22 protein-coding genes are annotated in these 17,299 nt (G+C 69.5%); 17 read left to right on the forward strand and 5 right to left on the reverse strand.

What is annotated here, in order from left to right; genetic code table 11:
- The first annotated feature begins 162 nt into the window (after window positions 1–162).
- The 12 genes from HRJ34_RS22400 to HRJ34_RS22455 all read left to right on the forward strand — a co-directional run bounded on the left by HRJ34_RS22400 (window position 163) and on the right by HRJ34_RS22455 (window position 9,246).
- Window positions 163–906: a YebC/PmpR family DNA-binding transcriptional regulator gene (locus HRJ34_RS22400; RefSeq protein WP_011952978.1), complete on the forward strand. Its 744-nt coding sequence runs from the start codon at window positions 163–165 to the stop codon at window positions 904–906.
- A 264-nt stretch (window positions 907–1,170) separates the two neighbouring features.
- Window positions 1,171–1,668 carry a crossover junction endodeoxyribonuclease RuvC gene (gene ruvC / locus HRJ34_RS22405; protein ID WP_016746461.1) on the forward strand — a complete coding sequence of 166 codons (498 nt, stop codon included), beginning with the start codon at window positions 1,171–1,173 and terminating at the stop codon, window positions 1,666–1,668.
- Entirely contained in the window at window positions 1,665–2,264 is a 600-nt protein-coding gene (ruvA, locus tag HRJ34_RS22410; protein WP_011952976.1) for a Holliday junction branch migration protein RuvA, read from the forward strand. Before ruvC ends, ruvA begins: the two co-directional genes overlap by 4 nt.
- Before the next feature lie 73 nt (window positions 2,265–2,337).
- Window positions 2,338–3,366 carry a Holliday junction branch migration DNA helicase RuvB gene (gene ruvB, locus HRJ34_RS22415; protein WP_011952974.1) on the forward strand — a complete coding sequence of 343 codons (1,029 nt, stop codon included), beginning with the start codon at window positions 2,338–2,340 and terminating at the stop codon, window positions 3,364–3,366.
- Between the two features lie 207 nt (window positions 3,367–3,573).
- Window positions 3,574–4,017, forward strand: coding sequence for a YbgC/FadM family acyl-CoA thioesterase (locus HRJ34_RS22420; RefSeq protein WP_011952973.1), 444 nt, complete (start codon window positions 3,574–3,576; stop codon window positions 4,015–4,017).
- A gap of 4 nt (window positions 4,018–4,021) precedes the next feature.
- Window positions 4,022–4,720: a protein TolQ gene (gene tolQ / locus HRJ34_RS22425; RefSeq protein ID WP_011952972.1), complete on the forward strand. Its 699-nt coding sequence runs from the start codon at window positions 4,022–4,024 to the stop codon at window positions 4,718–4,720.
- Complete coding sequence (tolR, locus tag HRJ34_RS22430) at window positions 4,720–5,223, forward strand: protein TolR (RefSeq protein ID WP_011952971.1); 504 nt, start codon at window positions 4,720–4,722, stop codon at window positions 5,221–5,223. The genes tolQ and tolR overlap by 1 nt, the downstream gene beginning before the upstream one ends.
- Window positions 5,223–6,020: a hypothetical protein gene (locus HRJ34_RS22435; protein ID WP_226948902.1), complete on the forward strand. Its 798-nt coding sequence runs from the start codon at window positions 5,223–5,225 to the stop codon at window positions 6,018–6,020. Before tolR ends, HRJ34_RS22435 begins: the two co-directional genes overlap by 1 nt.
- A gap of 67 nt (window positions 6,021–6,087) precedes the next feature.
- Window positions 6,088–7,407: a Tol-Pal system beta propeller repeat protein TolB gene (tolB, locus tag HRJ34_RS22440; RefSeq protein ID WP_011952969.1), complete on the forward strand. Its 1,320-nt coding sequence runs from the start codon at window positions 6,088–6,090 to the stop codon at window positions 7,405–7,407.
- 66 nt (window positions 7,408–7,473) lie between these two features.
- Window positions 7,474–8,001: a peptidoglycan-associated lipoprotein Pal gene (gene pal / locus HRJ34_RS22445; protein WP_016745667.1), complete on the forward strand. Its 528-nt coding sequence runs from the start codon at window positions 7,474–7,476 to the stop codon at window positions 7,999–8,001.
- Window positions 8,002–8,138: 137 nt separating this feature from the next.
- Window positions 8,139–9,041 carry an SPFH domain-containing protein gene (locus tag HRJ34_RS22450; protein ID WP_011952967.1) on the forward strand — a complete coding sequence of 301 codons (903 nt, stop codon included), beginning with the start codon at window positions 8,139–8,141 and terminating at the stop codon, window positions 9,039–9,041.
- Window positions 9,042–9,048: 7 nt separating this feature from the next.
- Window positions 9,049–9,246 carry a hypothetical protein gene (locus HRJ34_RS22455; protein WP_011952966.1) on the forward strand — a complete coding sequence of 66 codons (198 nt, stop codon included), beginning with the start codon at window positions 9,049–9,051 and terminating at the stop codon, window positions 9,244–9,246.
- A gap of 152 nt (window positions 9,247–9,398) precedes the next feature.
- Here HRJ34_RS22455 and HRJ34_RS22460 read toward each other — a convergent pair whose 3' ends face one another.
- From HRJ34_RS22460 to HRJ34_RS22470, 3 genes are all read right to left on the reverse strand, one after another.
- Entirely contained in the window at window positions 9,399–9,851 is a 453-nt protein-coding gene (locus HRJ34_RS22460; protein ID WP_016745669.1) for a hypothetical protein, read from the reverse strand.
- Window positions 9,852–9,957: 106 nt separating this feature from the next.
- Entirely contained in the window at window positions 9,958–10,800 is an 843-nt protein-coding gene (locus HRJ34_RS22465) for a S1/P1 nuclease (RefSeq protein WP_208632434.1), read from the reverse strand.
- The gene (locus tag HRJ34_RS22470) at window positions 10,800–11,756 is read right to left on the reverse strand and encodes an isoaspartyl peptidase/L-asparaginase family protein (protein WP_208632435.1); all 957 of its coding nucleotides are present in this window, start codon (window positions 11,754–11,756) and stop codon (window positions 10,800–10,802) included. The genes HRJ34_RS22465 and HRJ34_RS22470 overlap by 1 nt, the downstream gene beginning before the upstream one ends.
- A 181-nt stretch (window positions 11,757–11,937) precedes the next feature.
- Here HRJ34_RS22470 and ispG point away from each other — a divergent pair, with 181 nt between their 5' ends.
- From ispG to HRJ34_RS22485, 3 genes are read left to right on the forward strand one after another with little or no spacing between them, the layout of a single operon-like run.
- Window positions 11,938–13,062 (forward strand): flavodoxin-dependent (E)-4-hydroxy-3-methylbut-2-enyl-diphosphate synthase, encoded by a 1,125-nt coding sequence (gene ispG / locus HRJ34_RS22475; protein WP_208632436.1) that lies wholly within the window; start codon window positions 11,938–11,940, stop codon window positions 13,060–13,062.
- A 43-nt stretch (window positions 13,063–13,105) separates the two neighbouring features.
- Complete coding sequence (locus HRJ34_RS22480) at window positions 13,106–13,993, forward strand: DMT family transporter (RefSeq protein ID WP_208632437.1); 888 nt, start codon at window positions 13,106–13,108, stop codon at window positions 13,991–13,993.
- Window positions 13,990–14,469, forward strand: a complete 480-nt coding sequence (locus HRJ34_RS22485; protein ID WP_208632438.1) for a GNAT family N-acetyltransferase — start codon at window positions 13,990–13,992, stop codon at window positions 14,467–14,469. Before HRJ34_RS22480 ends, HRJ34_RS22485 begins: the two co-directional genes overlap by 4 nt.
- A 171-nt stretch (window positions 14,470–14,640) precedes the next feature.
- On the opposite strand, the gene HRJ34_RS22490 is transcribed toward HRJ34_RS22485, so the two are convergent.
- Entirely contained in the window at window positions 14,641–15,285 is a 645-nt protein-coding gene (locus tag HRJ34_RS22490) for a DUF1345 domain-containing protein (RefSeq protein WP_011952959.1), read from the reverse strand.
- Window positions 15,286–15,331: 46 nt separating this feature from the next.
- Between HRJ34_RS22490 and HRJ34_RS22495 the strand changes: the two genes are divergently transcribed.
- The gene (locus tag HRJ34_RS22495; RefSeq protein WP_029548761.1) at window positions 15,332–15,649 is read left to right on the forward strand and encodes a DMT family transporter; all 318 of its coding nucleotides are present in this window, start codon (window positions 15,332–15,334) and stop codon (window positions 15,647–15,649) included.
- Window positions 15,650–15,668: 19 nt separating this feature from the next.
- On the opposite strand, the gene HRJ34_RS22500 is transcribed toward HRJ34_RS22495, so the two are convergent.
- Window positions 15,669–16,565: a TonB-dependent receptor domain-containing protein gene (locus HRJ34_RS22500; RefSeq protein WP_208632439.1), complete on the reverse strand. Its 897-nt coding sequence runs from the start codon at window positions 16,563–16,565 to the stop codon at window positions 15,669–15,671.
- Between the two features lie 346 nt (window positions 16,566–16,911).
- On the opposite strand from HRJ34_RS22500, the gene HRJ34_RS22505 reads away from it, so the two are divergent.
- Window positions 16,912–17,289: a hypothetical protein gene (locus tag HRJ34_RS22505; protein ID WP_226948903.1), complete on the forward strand. Its 378-nt coding sequence runs from the start codon at window positions 16,912–16,914 to the stop codon at window positions 17,287–17,289.
- Window positions 17,290–17,299: the final 10 nt, after the last annotated feature.

The raw sequence follows: 17,299 nt of genomic DNA on the forward strand, positions 1-17,299 counted from the left end.
ACGTCATCCCAGCGAAAGCTGGGATCTCATTGCCTTTCTGCGACGAAGAAAAGTGAGATCCCGGCTTTCGCCGGGATGACGATGAAGCCTAGGCAGTTGCCTTGGCGCGGGGTGGGGCGCTAGAGAGCGCGCCACTCAACGATAGCTCGGGACGGGACGGCAATGGCCGGTCATAGCAAATTCAAGAACATCATGCACCGCAAGGGTGCGCAGGACAAGAAGCGCTCGGCGCTGTTCTCCAAGCTCAGCCGCGAGATCACCGTCGCGGCGCGCATGGGTCTGCCCGATCCGGCGATGAATGCGCGCCTGCGCCAGGCGGTGATCACCGCGCGCAAGGAAGGCCTGCCCAAGGACAATATCGAACGGTCGATCAACAAGGCCGCGGGCGGCGACGGCGCCAATTACGAAGAGATCCGCTATGAGGGCTTCGGCCCCGGCGGCGTCGCGCTGATCATCGAGGCGCTCACCGACAACCGCAACCGCACCGCGACCAACGTTCGCACGATCGTCTCCAAGAACGGCGGCAATCTCGGCGCGGGCGGATCGGTCAGCCACGGCTTCGACCGGCTCGGCCTGATCAGCTACGGTCTCGCGGCGGGCGATGCGGAGAAGGTGTTCGAGGCCGCGCTGGAGGCCGGCGCCGACGACGTCAGCTCGTCCGAGGACGGCCACGAGATCTGGACCGCGCAGGACGCGCTGCACGAGGTCGCCAAGGCGCTCGAGCCGGTGCTGGGCGAGCCCGACGGCGCCAAGCTGGCCTGGCGCCCGCAGACCCAGGTGACGGTCGGCGAGGACGACGCGGCCAAGCTCCTCAAGCTGATCGACGCGCTCGACGACGACGACGACGTCCAGACCGTCTGGGGCAATTACGACGTCCCCGAAGAGGTGATGGCGAAGCTGGGGTAACGGCAGGAGAAGCCCCGGGGATACCAATCGTCATGCTGAACTTGTTTCAGCATCCACCCCGAGGCTGGGTCGCAGCTTCGAGATTCTTGCGGCTCTCGGTGTCATCCTCCGTGCGGCGGAGCCTGTGACCTGGTGGATGCCGAAACGAGTTCGGCATGACGATCGATGCCTGGCGAGGGATCGCCGGCATCGCCGCTTTTCACTTCACAAAGGCCTGCGTCTGGGCGAAAGGGAACATGTGATGAACATGGCATCCCTTCTCCCATGATCCTGATCGGCTTCGATCCGGGGCTCGGCACGACCGGCTGGGGTGTGATCGCCGCGGACGGGAATCGGCTGAGCCATGTCGCCAACGGCCAGATCAAGACCGAACCGTCGATGGAGCTGTCGCGTCGGCTCTATCTGCTCCACAGCGCGCTGGCGGAGATCATCCGGACCTACCGGCCCGAGGGGGCGGCGGTCGAGGAGGTGCTCGGCAACTCGAACGCGCAGTCGACCCTCAAGCTCGGCCAGGCGCGCGGCGTGGTGCTGCTCGCCGCCGCGCTCGCCGAGGTGAGCGTCGGCGAATATCATCCCTCGATCGTCAAGAAGGCCGTGGTCGGCACGGGCGGCGCGGAGAAGAGGCAGGTGCAGGCGATGGTCAAGGTTCTCCTTCCCGGCGCGAAGCTGTCGGGCCCCGACGCGGCCGACGCGCTGGCGGTGGCGGTCACCCACGCCCATCATCTCGCCAGCGCGCGCGCGATGCGCCGGGTGGTCGCATGATCGCGCGGCTGCGCGGCGTCCTCGCCGAGACGAGCGCCGACCATGCGGTGCTCGATGTCGGCGGGGTCGGCTATCTCGTCTGGTGCTCGGCCCGCACCCTGTCGGCGATCGGGGAGACGGGCGGCGACGTGCTGCTGTTCACCGAGATGCAGGTGCGCGAGGACGCGATCACCCTCTACGGCTTCGGATCGGCCGGGGAGCGCGACTCCTTCCGCCTGCTGACCAGCGTCCAGGGCGTCGGCGGCCGGGTCGCGCTGGCGATCCTCTCGGTGCTCGACGCGGGCGAGCTGTCGCGCGCGGTGGCGGGCGGCGACAAGGCGATGATCGCCCGCGCCAACGGCGTCGGACCCAAGCTCGCCATGCGCATCGTCAACGAATTGAAGGACAAGATGGGCGGGGTCGCCCTCGGCCCCGGCCTCGGCGCCGCGCCCGCCGCGAAGGGTGGCGTCTCGACCGACGCGCTGTCGGCGCTCGCCAATCTCGGCTTCAGGCCCGCCGAGGCGAGCGCGGCGGTCGGCGCCGCGATCGAGGAGCTGGGCGACGGCGCCACGCTCGACGCGGTCGTCCGCCTCGCGCTGCGCAAGGCGGCGAAATAGCGCGGCGTCGGTGACCGGGCGGCGACGGCGCTCGACAGCGGCCCCCGGGAACGGTTAGGGAACGGCGACGAGCATGACCGATACCGATCGCCTCCTGTCCGCCGGCCGCCGCGCCGAGGACGTCGACGCCGCGCTGCGGCCCCGGTCGCTCGACGAATTCGTCGGGCAGCAGGCGGCGCGCGACAATCTGCGCGTGTTCATCGAGGCGGCGCGCCAGCGCGGCGACGCGCTCGACCATGTGCTGTTCTTCGGGCCCCCCGGCCTCGGCAAGACGACGCTCGCGCAGATCATCGCCAAGGAGATGGGGGCGGGGTTCCGCGCCACCTCCGGCCCGGTGATCGCCAAGTCGGGCGACCTCGCGGCGCTGCTCACCAACCTGGAAGACGGCGACGTCCTGTTCATCGACGAGATCCACCGCCTCCAGCCGCAGGTCGAGGAGGTGCTCTATCCGGCGATGGAGGATCGCGCGCTCGACCTGATGATCGGCGAGGGGCCGTCGGCGCGCAGCGTGCGGATCGACCTGCCGCGCTTCACCCTGGTCGGCGCGACGACGCGGCAGGGGCTGATCACCACGCCGCTGCGCGATCGCTTCGGCATCCCGATCCGCCTGCAATTCTACACGGTCGAGGAACTGGAGCGGGTGGTCAGCCGCGCCGCCCGCCTGCTCGACCTGCCGATCGCCTCCGACGGCGCGATGGAGATCGCCCGGCGCGCGCGGGGGACGCCGCGCATCGCCGGGCGGCTGCTGCGCCGGGTGCGCGACTTCGCCCATGTGCTGGGCGCGGACATCGTCGACGCCAAGGTGGCGGACCAGTCGCTCAACCGGCTGGAGGTCGACAATCTCGGCCTCGACGCGATGGACCGCCGCTACCTCCACATGATCGCCGACATCTATCGCGGCGGCCCGGTCGGGGTGGAGACGCTCGCCGCCGGCCTGTCCGAGCCGCGCGACACGATCGAGGACGTGATCGAGCCCTATCTGATCCAGCTCGGCCTGATCGCGCGCACCGCGCGGGGGCGCTGCCTCAACGGCCGCGGCTGGAAGCATCTCGGCCTCAACCCGCCGCCCGAGGCCGGCCAGGACGGACTCTTCGACGTTTAGGATTTGGCCCTCAGGCGCCGGGCGGCCGGCATCCGCCGGCCTTGGCTATCCTCGCATGAGCTCGGGCGGCCTTCGGCCTTGCGGAGCCTGGGGCTCCGATTGATTGCGTTGAGCTATCGTCGAAAGGAAGCGCCCGCGCGTCGAAATGAAGAAAATCCCGTCAAAGGGGATTCATTTCGGCTCTCGATCGCCTAAACAACGTTCAGCATGCATGAAACGCCTTATTCCGGCCGCTTCGAGGACGGCGCGCACCTGTTCGCGCTGCGCGTCTATTTCGAGGATACGGATGCGGGCGGCGTCGTTTACCATGCGAGCTATCTGCGGTTCATGGAGCGGGCGCGCAGCGACATGATGCGCGTCGCCGGGATCGACCAGCGCGGGACGATGGAACGGGGCGAGGGCAATTATGTCGTGACCGGGATGACGATCCGCTACCGGGCACCCGCCCGGCTCGACGACGAGTTGATTATTCTCAGCCGGGTCGGGAATATGCGGGGGCCCCTGTGCGTCGTTCATCAGAGAGTCATGCGCGGGACCGAAACAGTGACCGAGGCCGAAGTCTCGGTCGCGCTTGTCGGCCCCGACGGCCGGCTCAAGCGGCAGCCCCGCCACTGGATCGAGACGTTTGAACGATTGAAAGGGATGGATTGAACTGATGATGCAGGATCTGGCGGTCTCCGCATCGACATCGGCGCTGTCGCCGATCGCGCTGTTCCTGCAGGCGGACATCGTCGTGAAGGCGGTGATGATCGGCCTGCTGCTGGCCAGCGTCTGGACCTGGACGATCATCGTCTCGGGCAGCATGGCGCTCACCCGCGCCTTTCGGGCGAGCAAGGGTTTCGAGACCGATTTCTGGAAGTCCGAGGACATCGACAAATTCTACGAGGGCCCCGGCCGGCAGGACATTCCCGCCGCCAAGGTGTTCTCGGCCGGCGTCGCCGAATGGCGCCGCTCGGTGCGCAACGGCCAGCCGGTCGATCGCGACGGCACCCGCGCGCGCCTCTCCAACGCGATGGCGGCGGCGGCGGGGGCGGAGATCGATCGCCTGTCCGACCGGCTCAACATCCTCGCCACGGTCGGCTCGGTCGCGCCCTTCGTCGGCCTGTTCGGCACGGTGTGGGGCATCATGCGCAGCTTCACCGACATCGCCGCGTCGCAGAACACCTCGCTCGGCGTCGTCGCCCCCGGCATCGCCGAGGCGCTGTTCGCCACCGCGCTGGGCCTGTTCGCCGCCATCCCGGCGGTGATCGCCTATAACCGGCTGCTCCACCGCGTCTCGAAGATCGAGGGGCAGCTCCACCGCTTCGGCGACGCGATCCACATGACGCTCAGCCGCGAGCTGGAGCGCGCCTGATGGGCATGGGCGCAGGCCCCGTCTCCGGCCGAGGCGCGCGCCGCGCGCCGATGGCGGACATCAACGTCACGCCGCTGGTCGACGTGATGCTGGTGCTGCTGATCATCTTCATGGTCACGGCGCCGCTGCTGCTCGCGGGCGTCCCCGTCGACCTGCCCGAAAGCTCGGCCGGCGCGCTCGACCAGGACAAGAAGCCGATCCAGCTCTCGATCGACAAGGACGGCCATGTCTTCATCGATGATCGCGAGATCCAGATCTCGGCGATGGCCGCCCAGTTCGCCCAGATCGCCAGCACCTCGGGCAAGGGCAAGGACAGCCCGCAGATCTTCCTGCGCGCCGACCGGGCGCTCGACTATGGCCGGGTGATGGCGGTGATGGGCGCGCTCAACCATGCCGGGCTCAACCGCGTCGCGCTCGTGACCCTGGGCGAGGACGGCGCCGCGCCGGCCGCGACCGGCGGCCGGATCGACGGGGACGAGGTTCCCGAGCCGGCGGTGCCGTGATGGACCGGGCGGAAGGCGCGGGACTGGGAATATCGATCGCGGGGCATGTCGCCCTGCTCGTGATCCTGTCGCTCAACCTGATGAGCGTGCGCAAGCTGCCCAAGCTGAGCGAGCCGATGGACGTGATGCTGGTCGACAAGGCCGGGCTGACCTCGGCCGCGCCCGAAGTCTCGAAGGCGCCGCCGCAGGCCGCGCAGGCGCCCGAGGTCGGGCCGACCGAGGAGACCGCCGGAGCCGACCCGCGCCGCCCGCCGCAGCCGGCCCCTGACGCCGCCCCGGCCTGCGCCGACCCCGAAGCCCGCGCCCAAGCCCGTCCCAGTGCGCCGGCGCCCGCGCCCGAGAAGGCGGTCGAGAAGCCGACCCCCGCGCCGGCCAAGCCGAAGCCCAAGGCGACCTCGCTCGGCACCGACTTCCTCAAGGGCATCCCGGTCGAGAAGTCGACCGGCAAGGCCGCCGCGCCGCGCGCCGCCGCGATCAGCCCGATCGCGATGAACGGCCTGGTCGCGCTGATCGCCAGCCAGGTGAAGCCCTGCTACACCATCCCCGCCGGCGGCACCGACACGACCAGCATCATCAGCCGCATCCGGCTGCGCCTGAAGAAGGACGGGTCGATCGCGGCGGCGCCGGAGGTGATCGGCAATCTCGGCGTCACCCCGGCCAACCAGCCCTATGTGCGGCAGATGAACGAGGCGGCGACCCGCGCGTTGCAGCGCTGCGCGCCCTACAAGCTGCCGCCGGACCTGTTCGAGGCCTGGCAGGACCTGATCTTCACCTTCCGTCCGGCGCAGATGAGCTGAGCCCGTGAATTTGACTTGTACCCCCGATTTCGGGTCTACATCCCGGAACGGGGCAGAGGAGACGAGAATGCGTTTTCGCCTTGCCCTGTCGCTGCTGAGCCTGGCCCTGTTCGCCGCGCCCGCCGCGGCCCAGCTCGAAGTCGACATCACCGGCGGCATCGCCCAGCCGATGCCGATCGCCATCCCCGGCATGCCGACCCCGGCGGTCGCCAACACGCCGGCCGGCGATACCGCCGCGCTCGGCCAGCGCGTCGCCGACGTCGTCACCAACGACCTCAAGAACAGCGGCCTGTTCAGCCCGCTGCCGAAGAGCGCGTTGCAGACCGTCACCCATCCGCAGGTGACCGCGCCCGATTACATGTTCTGGACGCAGAGCGGCGCGCAGGCGCTGATCCAGGGCTTCGTCCAGGCCAATGGCGACGGGTCGCTGACGGTCGGCTGCTATCTCTACGACGTGCTGGCGCGGACCGAGCTGACCCGCCAGGGCTTCGTCGTCCAGCCGGCCCAGTGGCGCCGCGCCGCGCACAAATGCGCCGACCTGGTCTACACCCGCCTGACCGGCGAGGGGCCCTATTTCGACAGCCGCGTGGTCTACGTGTCCGAAACGGGCCCCAAGACCAACCGCATCAAGCGGCTGGCGATCATGGACCAGGACGGCGCCAACCACCGCTTCCTGACCAATGGCCAGACGATCGTGCTGACGCCGCGCTTCGCGCCGAACCAGCAGACGATCACCTATATGTCCTACACCAACAACCGCGCGCGGGTGTATGTGTACGACATCGGATCGGGCAGCCAGCGGCTCGTCGTCGACCAGCCGAACATGACCTTCGCGCCGCGCTTCTCGCCCGACGGCCGCACCATCGTCTTCTCGATGGCGGTGGGCGGCAACACCGACATCTACCGCGTCTCGGCGGGCGGCGGCACGCCGCAGCGGCTGACCACCTCGCCCGGCATCGACACCGGCGCCAGCTATTCGCCCGACGGATCGAAGATCGTGTTCGAAAGCGACCGGTCGGGCACGCAGCAGCTCTATGTGATGAACGCCGACGGCTCGAACCAGAACCGCATCAGCTTCGGATCGGGCCGCTACGGCAGCGCCGCCTGGAGTCCGCGCGGCGATCTGATCGCGTTCACGAAGATCGGCGGCGGCTTCAACGTCGGCATCATGAACATCGACGGATCGGGCGAGAAGATCCTGACCAACGGCTGGCAGGACGAGGGGCCGAGCTGGTCCCCCAACGGCCGGGTGATCATGTTCTTCCGGACGGCGCAGGGGTCGGGCAAGGCCGATCTCTGGTCGGTCGACCTGACCGGCGTCAACGAACGGCCGGTGCCGACGCCGCTCGACGGATCGGATCCGGCATGGGGCCCGCTGCTGCCCTGACGGTTTTCCGGGAGCCTTTGGGAATAAAACACGTTATTGATCCGTAATCAGTTAGAAGGAGATTTGATGATGGCGCGTACGACGATGAAGATCGTGCTGGTCTCGGCGCTGGCGCTGAGCATCAGCGCTTGTGCGAAGAAGAAGCCGGAGGAGCTGCCGCCGCCGCCGGCGACCACCGCCCCGGCCCCCGCGCCGGAAGCGCCGCTGCCGCCGCCGTCGACCGGCCCGGTCCCCGGCTCGCGCGCCGATTTCCTGTCGCAGGCGGGCACCGACACGATCCATTTCGCCACCGACGCCTATGACGTCGACGCCGAGGATCAGGCGATCCTCACCCGGCAGGCGTCCTGGCTGGCCAAATATCCGAACGTCTCGGTGACGCTCGAAGGCCATTGCGACGAGCGCGGCACCCGCGAATACAACCTCGCCCTCGGCGAGCGCCGCGCCAATGCCGCGAAGAACTTCCTGGTCAGCGCGGGCGTCTCCGCCTCGCGCATCTCGGTGATCAGCTACGGCAAGGAACGCCCGGTCGCGACCGGTTCGGACGAGGCGGCCTGGGCGCAGAACCGCCGCGCCGTGACGGTCGTCCCCAACTAAGACGCCACGCGGAACAGCCAAAAGGAAAGGGCCGTCGGCACGATGCCGGCGGCCCTTTTCCTTGTCGCGCGCGCAAGCATTGCCGATGCCGCCGGTTTGATATAAATATGATATCATATTTATAGGAGGAGAGTAGAATGGACGAATCCTCTTTCGTTGAACTGCAGGCGAGCCGCGAGCGGTCCGCCGCCACCGCCAGCGGCTGGTTCATGCTGTTCGTCGCGCTGGTGCTGCTCGGCATCGCGATCGCCACCGTCGTCGGCCTGATCGCGAACGAAGGGCCGCTGTCGATGCTGCCGGTCGCGGTCCTCGCGGTGCTGGGCTTCGTCCTGTCGATCAGCGGCTTCTACGTCCTCCAGCCCAACCAGGCCGCGGCGATCCTGCTGTTCGGCGCCTATCGCGGCACCGACCGCGCGACCGGGCTGCGCTGGGTCTGGCCCTGGATGTCGCGCCGGCTGATCTCGGTCCGCGCCAACAATGTCGTATCGGAGGCGCTGAAGGTGAACGACCGGCGCGGCAACCCGATCGAGATCGCGGCGCAGGTCGTCTGGCGCGTGTCGGACACCGCCCAGGCGCTGTTCGACATCGACGATTATCGCGACTTCGTGATCGTCCAGATCGAGGCGGCGGTGCGCACCATCGGATCGGCCTATGCCTATGACGACATGGGACCCGAGGAGATCACCCTGCGCGGCCATCATGAGGAGGTGAACGCCGCGCTCAAGACCGAGCTCAAGGCGCGGCTCGCGGTGGCGGGCCTGACCGTCGACGAATGCGGGCTGACCCACCTCGCCTATGCGCCCGAGATCGCCGGCGCGATGCTCCGCCGCCAGCAGGCCGAGGCGGTGGTCGCGGCGCGCCAGACGCTGGTCAGCGGCGCGGTGTCGATGGTCGAACTGGCGCTCGATCAATTGTCGACGCGCGGTGTCGTCGAACTGGACGACGAACGGCGGGCGGCGATGGTGTCCAACCTGATGGTGGTGCTGTGCGGCGAGCGCGACACCCAGCCGATCGTCAACGCCGGCACGCTCTACCAATAGGCGGGCCATGCCGGCGAGGAAGGCCTATCCGCTGCGCATCGACCAGCCGCTGTTCGACGCGATCGAACGCGCGGCGGCGACCGACCTGCGCAGCGTCAACGCCGAGATCGAATGCCTGCTGCGCGAGGCGCTGGCCCGGCGCGGGATCAGGGTCGCCCCGGCCGAGAAGCGCCCGCGCGGGCGGCCGGCGGTGGAACGGGATTAGCGGACGAACCTTTCTTCTTCGTCATTCCCGCGAAGGCGGGAATCCATCAGGCCGCCTGGTCGAGCCTCTGTTGGTTCGGAGTTCGTTCGCCAGTGGATTCCCGCCTTCGCGGGAATGACGGGGGAGGCGGTGTCGCTCATCCGCCCCGTTCTTCAATCCTCCAGCGACAGCAGATGATCCCGCAGCGCGCGGGCGTCGTGGAGCGCGTTGTGGGGCACCTGGCTGTTGCGCGCGGTCGAGAAGCCCGGCGTGCGGTGGAACTCGAAGCGCATGTGGCGGACGTCGACGATCTCGGTCTCGCCGACCAGCAGCAGCCGGCAGAACAGGGCGATGTCCTCGGGCCAGTCGGCGACGATCGTCACGTCGGGATCATTGCCCAGATAGGCCGCGACGTCGTGCGCCGCCGCCACCCGGTCGAGCCGGTTGAGCAGGTTGCGGGGCACCGTCTCCAGATAGGGGACGACATGCTTCTCGACCCAGGGATGATAGGGGCCCTCGCTCGGGATCACGACATAATAGTCCTGGTCGCCATGCTCGGGCACCAGCGCGAGGCTGAGCAGGTCGCCGCCGAAGCCGTTGAACTCGGTATCGAGGAAATAGCGCATGCGGGCTCCACCGTCATTCCGGCGAAAGCCGGAATCTCCCTGCCTTCCGCCTGTCGCACGAAGGGAAGCGAGATCCCAGCCTTCGCTGGGATGACGTCCTAAAATCCTATCCCAGCGCCTCGTCGAGCAGCCGCGCGAGGCGGAGGCCGCCGCGCGCGATCTGATGGCGCATCACCGGGACCAGCGTCGCGATCGTCGCGTTGGTCAGCACCGGGCGGGTGGCGGGGACCGGCGCGCAGGCGTCGCCGAGCAGCGCGGCATAGGCGTCGTGCGCGACCTGCCAGTTCTCGCGGCTCCAGTCCTCGACCGACCCCGCCGCCTCGGCCGCGCGATCGGCCGGCGGTACTTCGGCGAGGATGCCGCCCGGCCCGGCCGGCGGGGTCGATATCGCCCGGTCGGCGAGCAGCCCGTCCCAGATGCTGTGGAGGTTGGTGTTGGGGCGGAAGCCGTAATCGGCCTTCATGTCGTTGCCGCCGCGATCGTGGCGGTCGCCGGCGTGGAGCGGCTGGTGCAGGTCGCCCATGAAATGGACGAGGAAGACGAGCGCCTCGACCCGCACCCGCTGCGGCTGGTTCCTGTCCTTGAGCAGGCGGAGTTGGCGCTCGATCTGGCGCGACACGCAGTTGCCGTCGGGGCAGTTGCCCTTGATCTCGAACGGCCGGCACACGTCCACATTCTGGTAGTGCCAGCTATAGGCATAGCTGTAGCGGTCCTTGAGCGTCTTGACGCAATCGGCCCAGACCGACGCCTGCTCGATCGTGCGCGCCGGGCAGGTCGGGGTCTCGAGCAGGTCGCTGCGCGCGAGCAGGCGCCGGATCGCCTGCCGCGTGTCGGGCCGGACCGACTGCATCGCGATCGTCGCGACCGTCTCATGCCCATATTCCCACCAGGCATGGGCCGGGCTGGCGAGCCCCACCAGGGCCGCCAGCAGGATCAGCCATCGCCGCATCAATCGTCCCCGTACATCGCCACGATGTGCGGCTGGTCGGCGCGGGCGAGGCCGCGATACATGCCCTGGCTGTTGAAGCACCAGCCGCCGCGCCCCTGGGCGTCGACGCTGATCAGCCCGCCGATGCCGCCGAGTGCGCCGATCTCGCCGATCACGCCCGCGCCGGCCTCGCCGATCGACTGGCCCGCCAGGCGGACCCGCGCCGACAGCTCGTGCGCCGCGCCGATCCGGATGAAATGCTCGCCCGATCCGGTGCAGGAGGTGGCGGCGCCGGCGTCCTCGGCCCAGGTGCCGGCGCCGATCACCGGCGAATCGCCGATCCGGTTCCAGCGCTTGCCGGTCAGCCCGCCGGTCGAGGTGGCGGCGGCGAGCCGGCCCTTGTCGTCGCGCGCGACCGCGCCGACCGTGCCATATTTGAGGTCGGCGTCGAACGTCCCGCCCGCGCGCAGCTCCTCATATTGGCGCCAGCGCTCGTCGGTGTGGAACCAGGCCGGGGCGACCTGCTCGATGTCGTGCTCGGCGCCGAAGCGGTCGGCGCCCGACGCGGTCAGCATGACGTGCGGGCTCTGCTCCATCACCGCCCGGGCGAGCGTCACCGGGTTGCGCGCCTTGGTCACCGCGCTGACCGCGCCGGCCTCGCGCGTCGCGCCGTCCATGATCGCGGCGTCGAGCTCGTTGATCCCGTCGGCGCTGAACACCGCGCCGCGGCCGGCGTTGAAATAGGGATCGTCCTCCAGCACGCGCACCGCCGCCTCGACCGCGTCGACGGCGGTGCCGCCGCCCGCGAGGATCGTCGCGCCGGCGTCGAGCGCGGCGGTCAGCACCGCCGTGGCATGCGCCTCGGCGTCGCTGCCGAGCAGCAGGCGGCGGAGCTGGCCCGCGCCGCCGTGGATGACGAGCGTCCAGCCTTCGGCCGGGCCGCTCCAATAGGATGTGAGGGAGCGTAGTTCGGTCACGTCTGATCACCTGAGCAGGAGGGACGCCCCGCGCGGGACGCCCGCAATGTCGAATGGAGCCAGTCGTCCCGGCTGCGGAGCGATGCTCCGCGAGGATGCCGGCGAGGGCCGGCGTGACGGCTGTTCCAATGGATGGAATCAGCCTATACGGGCGCCGAAGCTTTTCAAAGAACGGAATCCCATGTCCATCCGCCCGTGGCGCGACATCCAGCGCCGTCCGTCGCGCCAGATCATGGTCGGCAACGTCGCCGTCGGCGGCGGCGCGCCGGTCACCGTCCAGACGATGACCAACACCCCGACCGAGGACGCGAAGGCGACGATCGACCAGATCCGCCGCTGCGAGGATGCGGGCGCCGACATCATCCGCGTCTCCTGCCCCGACGAGGCGTCGACCGCCGCGCTCCGGCAGATCGTCCGCGCCGCGAAGGTGCCGATCGTCGCCGACATCCATTTCCACTACAAGCGCGCGCTGGAGGCGGCCGATGCGGGTGCCGCCTGCCTGCGCATCAACCCCGGCAATATCGGCTCGGCCGAGCGCGTCGCCGAGGTTGTCCGCGCCGCCAAGGCGAACGGATGCTCGATGCGGATCGGCGTCAACGCCGGCAGCCTCGAGAAGGACCTGCTGGAGAAATATGGCGAGCCCTGCCCCGAGGCGCTGGTCGAAAGCGCGCTCGACCATATCAAGCTGCTCCAGGACCACGACTTCCACGAGTACAAGGTCGCGGTGAAGGCGTCGGACGTGTTCCTCGCGGTGTCGGCCTATATGGGGCTGGCCGAAGCGGTCGACTGCCCGCTCCATCTGGGCATCACCGAGGCGGGCGGGCTGATCGGCGGCACCGTCAAGTCGGCGATCGGCATCGGCAACCTGCTCTGGGCCGGGATCGGCGACACCATCCGCGTCTCGCTGTCGGCCGAGCCCGAGGAGGAGGTCCGCGTCGGCTTCGAGATATTGAAGGCGCTCGGCATCCGCAATCGCGGCGTCCGCGTCGTCTCCTGCCCGTCCTGCGCGCGGCAGGGCTTCGACGTGATCCGCACCGTCCAGACGCTGGAGGAGCGGCTCCAGCATATCCGCGTGCCGCTGTCGCTGTCGGTGCTCGGCTGCGTCGTCAACGGCCCCGGCGAGGCGCGCGAGACCGATATCGGCCTGACCGGCGGCGGCGCCGGCAAGCACATGGTCTATCTGTCGGGCGTCACCGACCACACCGTGCAGGACGCCGGCATGGTCGACCATATCGTCAGGCTGGTCGAGGCGAAGGCCGCCGAGATCGAGGCGGCCGAGGCGGCGCAGGCGCAAGCGGCCGAATGACGCCAGCCCGCCGTCCCGGCCATGGCCGGGGCCGTCCCGCCCGATGAGCCGGCATGCCGCTCCGGTGATCGCCTTCGCGGTCGCCTGTCTCGGCATCGCGGTCTTCTCGTCGATGGACGCGGCGGTGAAGGCGCTCAGCCTGGCGATCGGCACCTACAACACGCTGCTCTGGCGCGGCTTCGCGGGGATCGGCTTCGGCGCGATCCCCTGGCTGTGGTCGCGCCCGGCCCGCCCGTCGCGCGCGGCGATGCGGCTGCATGTCGAACGCGGCGTGGTGTCGGCGGTGATGGCGATGCTGTTCTTCTGGGGGCTGGCGCGGACGCCGATGGCGCAGGCGGTCGCGCTGACCTTCATCGCCCCGCTGATCGCGCAGGGGCTGGCGGTGCTGCTGCTCAAGGAACGGATGAAGCGCGGCGCGCTGCTCGGTTCGGCGATGGGCTTCGGCGGCGTGCTCGTCATCCTGTGGGGGCAGGCGCATGCCGCGATGGGCCCCGACGCCCTGCTCGGCGCGGTCGCGGTGCTGCTCTCGGCGGTCGCCTATGCCTATAACATCATCCTGATGCGGCGGCAGGCGCAGCTCGCCGATCCCTATGAGGTCGCCTTCTTCCAGAGCGTGGTGATGGCGCTGTGCCTCGCGCTCGCCATGCCCTGGTTCGCGCATCTGCCGCCCGCCGGCCAGGTCCCGCTGATCCTGGTCGCGGCGCTGTTGGCGACGGTCTCGCTGGCGCTGCTGAGCTGGGCCTATGCCCGCGCCGAGGCGAGCTATCTCGCCCCGGTCGAGTTCACCGGCTTCATCTGGGCCAGCCTGTGGGGCTTCCTCTTCTTCGACGAGAAGGTCGGGCTGCCGACCCTGGCGGGGGCGGTGCTGATCGTCGCCGGCTGCCTGATCGCCGCGCGGGCCCCCGATATGGAAAGAGATGTGATCCCATGACCGACCCCATCGTCCGCCGCGCCCGCCCGGGCGACGAGCACGACATCCTCCGCCTGATCCACGCGCTCGCCACCTATGAGCGCGCGCCCGACGCGGTCGACGCGACCCCCGAGGGGCTGGCGGCGCTGCTGTTCGGGGAGGGGGCGAAGGTGTTCGCCCATGTCGCCGAGCAGGACGGCCGGGTGGTCGGCATCGCGGTGTGGTTCTTCAACTTCTCGACCTGGACGGGCCGCCACGGCCTCTATCTGGAGGACCTGTTCGTCGATCCCGACGCGCGCGGCGGCGGCGTCGCCCGCGCGCTGTTCCAGGCGCTGGGCCGCGAGGCGCAGGCGCATGACTGCGCACGGATCGACTGGGGCGTGCTCGACTGGAACGAACTGGCCAAGGGCTTCTACCGCAGGCTGGGCGGCCGCCACATGGAGGGCTGGGAACCCTGGAGGATCGACGGCGACGCGCTGGCTGCGCTGAAGGGGTAGGGCCTCGGCCTTCCCATAGCCGTCATGCTGAACTCGTTTCAGCATCCACCAAGAGGCTGGCCCGTGACCCTTGGGTTCCTGCGGCAAGGTCTCCCGCCATCGCCAGTCCAGCCTGAGCGGCCTGGTGGATGCTGAAACAAGTTCAGCATGACGGCAGTGGTGGCTGTGGGCTTACCCGCCGCCGAGCACGTTGATCGTGAAGGCGAGCACGCCGATGTTGAAGACGAAGGCGGCGAAGCAGTGGAGGATCACCACGCGCCGGATCGCCCGCCCGCCGATCTCGACGTCGGAGGTCTGGAAGGTCATGCCCAGCGTGAAGGCGAAATAGATGAAGTCCCAATAATCGGGCTCGTCCTCGCTCGGAAAGCCGAGTCCGCCAGCGTCCTTGCCGTGCTCGCCCCGACTATAGAAGAGATGCGCGTAGTGGAGCGCATAGATCATGTTGCTGAACAGCCAGGCGACCAGCAGCGTGCCGATGATCAGCCCGACGATGCTTGGGCTGGCCGTGCTGCGCGCCGACAATTCCTCGGCGATCGCGACCAGGATCACGCTGCACACCGTGCCGGTGATCGCGAGCAGGGTGACGCGGTTGGCGTCGTTGCGTTCGGCGGATTCGCGCATCGCGTCGGGCGCGCGCCCGAGCAGCGGGAGGCAGGACAGCAGGAAGACGACCGCGCCGATGTCGAAGCCGATCATCGCCGCGCGCGTCCAGCCCATCGAGCGGAAGGCGACGAGGAAGCCGATGATGCCGAGCGCCATGAAGGCGAGGAAGCGCGGCGGCGCGAGGCGATGGCCGAGAGCGAGCGGGGCTGCCATGGCGCCTGTCTAGCCTAAGCCGGATCGCCCCGCTATGGCCCGCCGCATGGCTTGGATATGGTTGATCGTCGGTGGTTGCTTCGAAGTGGGCTTCACCACCTGCCTGCGCTTCGTCGACGGGTTCCGCAACATTCCCTGGACGCTGGGCTTCCTCGCCTCGGTGACGTTGTCGATGGGCCTGCTCGAGGTCGCGAGCCGGTCGATCCCGATGGGCACCGCCTATGCCGTCTGGGGCGGGATCGGCGCGATCGGGACGGTGATCGTCGGCATGGCGTGGTTCGGCGAGCCGGCGACGCCGCTGCGCATCGTCCTGATCTTCGCGATCGTCGCCTGCATCGCCGGGCTCAAGCTGACCGCGCACTGACGCGCGTCGCCGGCAAGGCTCAGAGGCCGGCCCCGAAGCGCAGCCGGGCGCGGATGCCGAAGACGCGCGGTTCGCCGGCGATCTGCGCCGTGGCGCTGCGCGCCGCCGGGCGGGCCGGGCGGCTGTCGAGCAGGTTGGCGGCGAGCGCCTCGACCTCGAAACTGTCGGAAAAGGCATAGCCGATCTGCGCGTTGACCAGCGCGGTCGCGCCCTGGCCGCCATCGTCGCGGCCCAATCCCATCGCCGACTGATAGGCGAGGCTGGGGATGAAGGCGATCCGCCCCGCGCCGGCCGGGATCAGCACCACCGCGCCGAGCGAGGCCGAGCGGTCGGGCGAGAGGCGGAATTTCCGCCCGTCGCGGACCCGGTTCTTGAGCCGCCCCTCGCGATAGGCGGCGGTGGCGAACAGGCTGACATGCCCGCTCGCCGTCCAGCGCGCCATGCTTTCGACGCCATAGGTCTTGGCCTTGCCCGCGCTGGCGGTCATCAGCCGCCCGCCCTGGTGCAGGCTGGTCTGCAGGTTGCGGAATTTGTTGTAGGACAGGCCGGCCTGGAGCGTGATCGCCTCGCCGGCGAGGGCGCTGCGCAGGCCCACCTCATAATCCTCGGTCTGCTTGCCCGGCAGGCGGCTGAAGCGCGGCGCGTCGCGCAGCAGCAGCGATGCCGACGGCGCATCGGTGCCGCTGCGCGCGAAGCTGATCAGCCGTTCCCCGTCGGGGGCCGGGCCGAGCGTGCGGGCGCGGGCGGCGTCGGCGCGGCGGGCGCGGGGCTCGCCGATCAATCGGGCGACGCTGAACGGCCGGTTGCGCAGGCCGAGCCAGCCGGCCGGCGCGTCGGCGACGGCGAGCGGCTGGGCGATGGCCGGTTCGGGCAGCATGGCGAGGCCGAGCGTCGCCAGTCCGATGAGCGGTCGCATGGTCTTCCCCCTGTCGGCCCAGCGTTTAGCCGCGAGCGATGACCGCGCGATGGCGCCCGCGAGTCGGAGGCGGGTCATCCGGGCGTCAGAAATATTGCCGTGCGCACGGGTGGGGGACGGCGGCGACCGTGTCCCGAATCACGCGCCAGCGCCCGAACGCCATGCTATGCTCGGCGCAAGACGAGATGGCCGGGGCTGTGATCGAGATGACAGCGGCGGGCGTTTCCGGCGTTAAGGCTGGCCGTGGACGATTTCGTCTTGCCTGGGGGCAACCGGGCGCTCTCCCGTCCCGTATAAGAGATGGGGACGGGGGGCATGACAGGGGTGTGATATGGTGCGAGAGTCGATGCGTCTTGTCGTGATGGCCGTGCTGGCGGCGGGGATGGTGCTGCCGGCGGTGGCGCAGGCGGCCGACGCCCCCGCGATCAAGGCCTATAAGCGCGATCCGCTGCCGATCTACGACGATGCCGGGACCAAGCTGCGCGACGTGCCGGTCGCGTCGATGCCGGCGGCCGGGTCGGCGGGGGCGCAGGTGGTCGGCGCGAAGGCCGGCTTCGTCGGCGTCCGGCTCGACGGCAAGCTCGCCTGGCTGCGGCTGTCGACGGTCGACTATGTCGGCGACCTCGCGGCGATCAAGTGCGACGCCAATGCGATGAGCTTCGCCAAGATGGAAGAGGAAGGTTTGCAGCAGTCGCTGGGGCTCGGCTGCGGCGGGGGCAAGTAGCGAAGGGAGA

This window comes from Rhizorhabdus wittichii (assembly GCF_017607425.1).
GTDB classification, from domain to species: domain Bacteria; phylum Pseudomonadota; class Alphaproteobacteria; order Sphingomonadales; family Sphingomonadaceae; genus Rhizorhabdus; species Rhizorhabdus wittichii.

What these genes read in the sequence shown, in the direction of transcription:
- HRJ34_RS22400 (WP_011952978.1), top strand. Translation starts at nt 163, where the DNA reads ATGGCCGGTCATAGCAAATTCAAGAACATCATGCACCGCAAGGGTGCG.
- ruvC (WP_016746461.1), top strand. Translation starts at nt 1,171, where the DNA reads ATGATCCTGATCGGCTTCGATCCGGGGCTCGGCACGACCGGCTGGGGT.
- ruvA (WP_011952976.1), top strand. Translation starts at nt 1,665, where the DNA reads ATGATCGCGCGGCTGCGCGGCGTCCTCGCCGAGACGAGCGCCGACCAT.
- ruvB (WP_011952974.1), top strand. Translation starts at nt 2,338, where the DNA reads ATGACCGATACCGATCGCCTCCTGTCCGCCGGCCGCCGCGCCGAGGAC.
- HRJ34_RS22420 (WP_011952973.1), top strand. Translation starts at nt 3,574, where the DNA reads ATGCATGAAACGCCTTATTCCGGCCGCTTCGAGGACGGCGCGCACCTG.
- tolQ (WP_011952972.1), top strand. Translation starts at nt 4,022, where the DNA reads ATGATGCAGGATCTGGCGGTCTCCGCATCGACATCGGCGCTGTCGCCG.
- tolR (WP_011952971.1), top strand. Translation starts at nt 4,720, where the DNA reads ATGGGCATGGGCGCAGGCCCCGTCTCCGGCCGAGGCGCGCGCCGCGCG.
- HRJ34_RS22435 (WP_226948902.1), top strand. Translation starts at nt 5,223, where the DNA reads ATGGACCGGGCGGAAGGCGCGGGACTGGGAATATCGATCGCGGGGCAT.
- tolB (WP_011952969.1), top strand. Translation starts at nt 6,088, where the DNA reads ATGCGTTTTCGCCTTGCCCTGTCGCTGCTGAGCCTGGCCCTGTTCGCC.
- pal (WP_016745667.1), top strand. Translation starts at nt 7,474, where the DNA reads ATGATGGCGCGTACGACGATGAAGATCGTGCTGGTCTCGGCGCTGGCG.
- HRJ34_RS22450 (WP_011952967.1), top strand. Translation starts at nt 8,139, where the DNA reads ATGGACGAATCCTCTTTCGTTGAACTGCAGGCGAGCCGCGAGCGGTCC.
- HRJ34_RS22455 (WP_011952966.1), top strand. Translation starts at nt 9,049, where the DNA reads ATGCCGGCGAGGAAGGCCTATCCGCTGCGCATCGACCAGCCGCTGTTC.
- HRJ34_RS22460 (WP_016745669.1), bottom strand. Translation starts at nt 9,851, where the DNA reads ATGCGCTATTTCCTCGATACCGAGTTCAACGGCTTCGGCGGCGACCTG.
- HRJ34_RS22465 (WP_208632434.1), bottom strand. Translation starts at nt 10,800, where the DNA reads ATGCGGCGATGGCTGATCCTGCTGGCGGCCCTGGTGGGGCTCGCCAGC.
- ispG (WP_208632436.1), top strand. Translation starts at nt 11,938, where the DNA reads ATGTCCATCCGCCCGTGGCGCGACATCCAGCGCCGTCCGTCGCGCCAG.
- HRJ34_RS22480 (WP_208632437.1), top strand. Translation starts at nt 13,106, where the DNA reads ATGAGCCGGCATGCCGCTCCGGTGATCGCCTTCGCGGTCGCCTGTCTC.
- HRJ34_RS22485 (WP_208632438.1), top strand. Translation starts at nt 13,990, where the DNA reads ATGACCGACCCCATCGTCCGCCGCGCCCGCCCGGGCGACGAGCACGAC.
- HRJ34_RS22490 (WP_011952959.1), bottom strand. Translation starts at nt 15,285, where the DNA reads ATGGCAGCCCCGCTCGCTCTCGGCCATCGCCTCGCGCCGCCGCGCTTC.
- HRJ34_RS22495 (WP_029548761.1), top strand. Translation starts at nt 15,332, where the DNA reads ATGGCTTGGATATGGTTGATCGTCGGTGGTTGCTTCGAAGTGGGCTTC.
- HRJ34_RS22500 (WP_208632439.1), bottom strand. Translation starts at nt 16,565, where the DNA reads ATGCGACCGCTCATCGGACTGGCGACGCTCGGCCTCGCCATGCTGCCC.
- HRJ34_RS22505 (WP_226948903.1), top strand. Translation starts at nt 16,912, where the DNA reads ATGCGTCTTGTCGTGATGGCCGTGCTGGCGGCGGGGATGGTGCTGCCG.